This window comes from Siphonobacter sp., from assembly GCF_048595215.1.
In the GTDB taxonomy this organism is placed as follows: domain Bacteria; phylum Bacteroidota; class Bacteroidia; order Cytophagales; family Spirosomataceae; genus Siphonobacter.
The window spans coordinates 1-5,816 of the sequence record NZ_JBMDWJ010000164.1 but is presented as its reverse complement, the minus strand read 5'-3'; the positions used below and the strand labels follow the sequence as shown (position 1 = coordinate 5,816).

2 protein-coding genes are annotated in these 5,816 nt (G+C 46.9%); both read left to right on the top strand.

The window, feature by feature from the left end:
• The first annotated feature begins 253 nt into the window (after nucleotides 1–253).
• Nucleotides 254–4,558 carry a T9SS type A sorting domain-containing protein gene (locus ACOJTG_RS09590; protein ID WP_420153619.1) on the top strand — a complete coding sequence of 1,435 codons (4,305 nt, stop codon included), beginning with the start codon at nucleotides 254–256 and terminating at the stop codon, nucleotides 4,556–4,558.
• Nucleotides 4,555–5,816: hypothetical protein (locus ACOJTG_RS09585; protein ID WP_420153618.1), on the top strand; the 1,262-nt coding region annotated here is incomplete at its 3' end. The genes ACOJTG_RS09590 and ACOJTG_RS09585, both read left to right, overlap by 4 nt.

Sequence of the window (5,816 nt, the reverse complement as noted above, 5' to 3'; positions counted from 1 at the left end):
AAATGAATATTTTTTATACTGCTATTATTATTTCTCCATACTTACCTTGCTAATACTGCTGCTTTATCTTTCCTTTAATTAGAGTATTTAAAACTAAAGCTTAGGTTATTATTACTACAGTTTTGGCATATTGATGCGTGTAAGCTACATGCCTTTTATATCTTTCTAAAAAAATCATTTATTCCCCTGTTTAAAGAGTAGATTTGTAAGTCTAAGTATCCCCATCGCCTATCCGTTGTCCTTTATTTGATTTATGAAATTTTTGTGGGTAGTATGGCTATGTCTGCTTGGTTATCAGACTGTAGCTCAGAATGAACGTATCATCATTGGTGATAAACCGAATTCTTACTTTTGCGTAGGATCTTTTGTTGAGTACCCGGTCTCACTAGAAGGTAACTTTCCAGCTTCGGCATCTTTTATCGTTGAGTTTGGTGACTCCTACTACCAAACCCCCTATCACCAGATTCCAGCGACGTTTACCAACGGTAAGATCCGCTTTCAGGTAAGCTTTCCCGCAGGGCTTCATGAAAACCAGCTTTCTTCAGCTACGATTTTACGGGTAAAGAGCACGAACCCTTCGGTCGTAAGCGACTGGAGTAATGATTACTTTTACGCCTCTTTTTTACCCGTCGTTACCCTAACTTCCCGGTCGTATCAGGCGAACCCTAATAGCTCGGTCCCGCTGGAATTTTCTTCCTTCGGGAGCAGTACCATTACCGCTCTTTTAAAGGATCAACTGACTGCGGACAGCTTGCGGGTGACAGTAACGACCACCTCCGCCCTGAGTGATAAACGCAGCGAACCCATTGCCGTCGATAAAAACCGATCTTACGTCTTGCAATCCGTTTCTAACCGGTGCGGAACGGGCTCGGGAACGGGAAGCGTTTCCATCAAGGTTAATCCTTTTTCCATCCGTACCACGTCCGTCAGTCCGGCTGAATCCTGTACGGGTAATCAGGCGGTTGTGAATTTTTCGACGGCTGGAGGAAACTTGTCTACCAATGGTACTTTTAAAATCCGGCTAACGCGACTGAATTACGACGGTCAGGAAGAACTTGATACGTACAAAGAGGTTTCGGCTACTTATTCCGGTAATGCACTGAGCTTCATCGTTCCTGAAAATATCGGGGAGTGGGAACGGACTTATTCCGTCCGAATTATTCAGGAAAGTCCTTACCTGATGAGTTCAAGCGATAACGTAAGTTTAAAAATACTCAACCCGGCCACCGCCCGTTTTTCGTCTGTAAATCATACCATTAAACTGGGACAGAGACCTAACCTTTCTTTCGATTTGAAGGGTACGTATCCTCAGGTCGTCCATTTAAGCGATCAGTCCACGTATCGTAATAATGGTTATAGCCCAAAGCATAACCTTTCGTTTCCTACGCAGACCACCCGTTACACCATTCAGAGCTATAGCACGGGGTGTGGAGCCGGACAGGTAGATAAAACTCCCGTTACGGTAACGGTTCAGGCAGGATTCAAAGTAGACTCCATACCGAATCAGATTTTTTGCGAAGGGCAAACTGTAACCCTGTCTTTAACGTCAAATGTACCCTTACCCGAAAAAGCGACTGTTCAGATTCGGGACTATTCCTATGGGTACCGAGGTACGCCTATTGAGGCCACTATTCGTTCCAATCAGCTCCGTTTTACTATCCCCACTTTAGCCAACAGTGGAACGGTACAAGCCCAGGATTTTAATCTTTCCATTACGGCCGGAGCCTACGTTTTTGAAACTTCTAAACTTAAAATTTCGACAAAGCCTTCCGCCTTTTTTAATGAAGGGTATCGTAATTATAGCATCAATGAAATACAGGATTTTGACTTACCTATTAAGCTGATGGGCGGCGGCCCTTACGAATTACAACTAAGCGACGGCAGGACATTACGAATTACTGAATTGTCCAGTTTAGACAGTTATTATTCGTATCCGAATTTAAGAATACGCCCCACCCAAGCCCAATCTACGTACCGGCTAACAAAGGTTAGTAATACGTGTCAGACGACGGACTTAACGAATACTGCGGGCAATACTTCCATTATTACGCTGACCAAGCCTGCTTCCCATGGCATTGCGTTAACGATTCCTTATCAGGCTTACTGTGTAGGCGATTCCATACCAATTTCTTTTCAAACTACGGGTACGTTTGGCTCGAATAATGAGTTCAGAATTCAACGGATTCTGAATGATAATCAGGTTACGGACCTTCGTACCATCAAAGGCACGAGTGGCCGCTCCCTAAACATTCCGATTACCGAATTAAAAAATTTTTCGATTCGCATCCTTTCCACGAACCCCGTAACACAGAGCGAAGCCGTATTCTTACCTATTCAAAAAAAGCCGACATTATCCTTAAGTACCTATGAACGAGCGTTAACTGAGTTATTGCCGGGCGATTCGATTCCCATGAATATATCAGAGTCGGTAACCTACGTTACCAGCCTAACCAAGTTAGTCCTGACCAATGGTAAGCAGGATTGGACGTATTACCCGGCAACTGCCGATGATCGATCAGGGGGTTTTTCTACGAATTTTTATCCGCCGGAGTCCGGTTCCTATCGTATCAAATCCGCAACGAACGTTTGTGGTACAACCTCCGGCTCGGGCGTACTGAACGTCGATCTGAAACCGTACCGTATTTACGTCCCTACAGAGTACGCTAATCAGCCACTCTTATTTTGCACCAAAGGCTCTTATCTGCTTCCTTACAGTATTGCGGGTTCAATGCCCGGAAACGTCAAACTGGTACTGGAAGTAGCTGCCGCCAAAGACAGCGTATTTCGGGAAATTACCAGTTCTATAAGTACCAATCAGGCCGCGTTCCAAATCCCTGATACCTACACCGCGGGTGCGTACCTGATCCGCTTACGGGCGGGAGACATCCGGAGTACGGCTCTCCCTTTTGAGTTGGGCGCTTTACCTACCGCCACGCTAACAGCTGACGGACCTACGCAGGTTGACTACAGCTTACCCATGAAAATTACCTTTACAGGTCAGGGCCCCTGGAATGTAACGTGGACCGATGGCACCATCCGGGAGTTTCGGCTTAATCCCAGTGCGATCAGTGAACACATCAGCAAAACCAGCACTTTTGAACTGAAAGGGGTGACCAATGGCTGCGGCTACGGCAGTGTTTCGGGGAAAGTGACGGGGACCGTAAAGCCCCGACTAACCGTTAGTAGTTCGACGAATGCCATTTGTAGCGGCAGTTCACTCCTGGTTCGGTACTATCTCGATGGAGAATTCAGTCCTTCCAATAAAGTTCGGGTAGGTCTGTACACCGCCCGAAAAGGATTCATCCCGCTGGATTCGGTGACGACTGCGGTTTCGGGAACGATTACGGTGAAAATTCCGACCCAATTAGAGGGTTCAGACTTCTACGAACTGCGGGTCATGACCACCTCGCCGCAACTCCGAGAAAGCCGTCCGCTGTACCTTTCTTTTCCGCCTTCGTACCGACTGATTGGTTCGAATACCATTAATCCCGGCCAGTATTCAACGCTACGGCTGATCAATCAAAATGCAGCTTCGAATATTCAAACCACGATCAATTACGAACTATCTACGCGTCAGAAAGGCGTTTTTTACAACGATTCCAAAGAGCAAACCCTATCCGTTGCTCCTACGCAAACCACCACGTATAGCATTACCAGTATCTCCAATGGTTGCGGGAAAGGTACGGTATCGGGTTCGGCTACGGTCACGGTTAATCCGCCAGCCGAACGCATGATCAATACGCAGTTTGTGAGTACTAAATCAGGCTATGGCTACCTCTGTAAAGGCGATACGATTCTGGTCAGTTACGAAACCAAAGGTTCCTTTAGTGCTACGAATCAGATGAGCGTTCAACTGTCAGACTCGCTGGGTCAGCAGTTTACCTCGCTCCCCACCCTACCGGGCAATCGTGACCAAGAGCTGGCGGGCATCCTGCCTACTACCTTGAAGAAAGGCTCCGGCTACCGGATTCGGGTGGTGGCCTCCGATCCATCCAGCATGAGTAGTGCCAGTGCCACTTTTTATACCACGGCGGAGAAAGCCAGCGTGAAATTCGGCGTTGCCCAACTACCTATGCAGGCGAATGGAAGCGTCTACAAATTACCGCTGGAGTTTACTGGTGATGCTCCCTTTAGCGTAAGCTGGGGCGTGGAGCCGTATTACGCTTCGTTTTTTACAAACAACCTGCGGGATAGTCTTCGCATCGAAGCCCTCTCGCCGAGTTTGACCTACAAAATCCGGCAGGTTTCTAATGTTTGCGGCATCGGTACCGTACTGGATCCCAGTACGCTGAAAGTGGAGCTCATTACGGCTACTGAACCGACGGCCTCGCACATGATTAAAGCCTTTCCGAATCCCACGACCGATCAGATTCGCGTGGAAGGCCTTCAGCCCGGCAGTACCATGCAGTTAATGACTCTCACCGGTCAGGTCATTCAGCAAACCGAAGCTACGGCTACTCAGGAAGACCTTAGTCTGCGTGCAGTACCCGCAGGCATTTACCTCTTACACATTCAAAACGCCACCGTTGCCCTCACGTTCCGTATCCAGAAATTATGATGTACCGTTTATTGTTACTCCTTTGTTTGGGCTTGATCTCTTTTCAATCCCAAGCTCAATCCATTACGATTGAAAAGGCACCAGCCACGCTTTGTTTTGAAACCGATGTAGATGTCCTCGTTAAGATCACGGGGACGTTCGCCGCTACCAATCAGTTCGCGATCGGAATTGAATACGATGGTTATCAATATTCAGAATTTCCGTCTCAATTGGTTTCAGGGAATAAACTACGCATTCGCCTGGGTCAACATGCGTTTAACTACCTGAGGCCTTATGGTCGCTATCGAATGAAGGTCGTTGCTACGTCTCCGGCCTTTACTAGTAATTGGTCGGATTACAACGACGTAGGGGCCTACCCAAGTCTGAATTTAGGCGAGCATTCGTTTCAATTAAACAAGTACTCCCAAGTCAAAGTCCCGTTTACGGCTAGTAGTGATATGACGGTAACCCTACAGGATAGTAGTAGTCGTGATACCTTACAATTTAAGTTTTACACCTACGGTAATTTGTTTGAAGGGAAAGGGGAGCAAACGTTTACATTCGACAAGCCGGTTAGTTATTACGTAAAGAGCATTCAGAATAAATGTGGTACGACTACCGCTGCTGGGTTCATCCGTGTCAAAACGAATCCCATTAGCATTCAGGCTACTTTAGTTACGCCCTATGCCACCTGTGAAGGAAGTACGGCTTACGTAAATTTTAGTACGGAAGGAGGCAACTGGAGCAAGGACAATACATTTAAAATCCGGCTCATTCCTCAATTGAATGCAAGTCAGGAAACGCCTAACCAGTACGTAGATACGGATGCCAAACTTGAAAATGGCTCTTTAAAATTTACGGTTCCGCCCGTACTGAACCGATACAATACCAACCGCTTTTCGGTACGAATTGTCAGTAGTGACCCCAAGGCCGTTAGCCCGTATAACAATCTGTGGATGGTCATTGCTTCTTCGCCAACGGCCGAACTTTTCACCAATGATCCAACCCGCCTACCTTATGGTTCTCCTGTTTCCATCAATGTCAAGGTAAAAGGCATTTCACCCTATCACGCCATCCTTTCCGATGGTACGCAGACCAGCGGAGAAAGAGGATATAACGACCCAACCGAAGGCTCATTTTCTGTAAAGTATACGGACCCGCTTCTGCAGAACCAGACCTATACGTTATCCTCCGTACAAACGGGTTGTGGTCCGGCAAAAATTATAGGAAATCCCATCAACATTACCCTTACGAAAGGCTTGTTGGTGGATTCACTTCC

Excerpts from the sequence above, each read along its gene's own strand:
- ACOJTG_RS09590 (WP_420153619.1), top strand. The coding sequence starts at position 254 with ATGAAATTTTTGTGGGTAGTATGGCTATGTCTGCTTGGTTATCAGACT.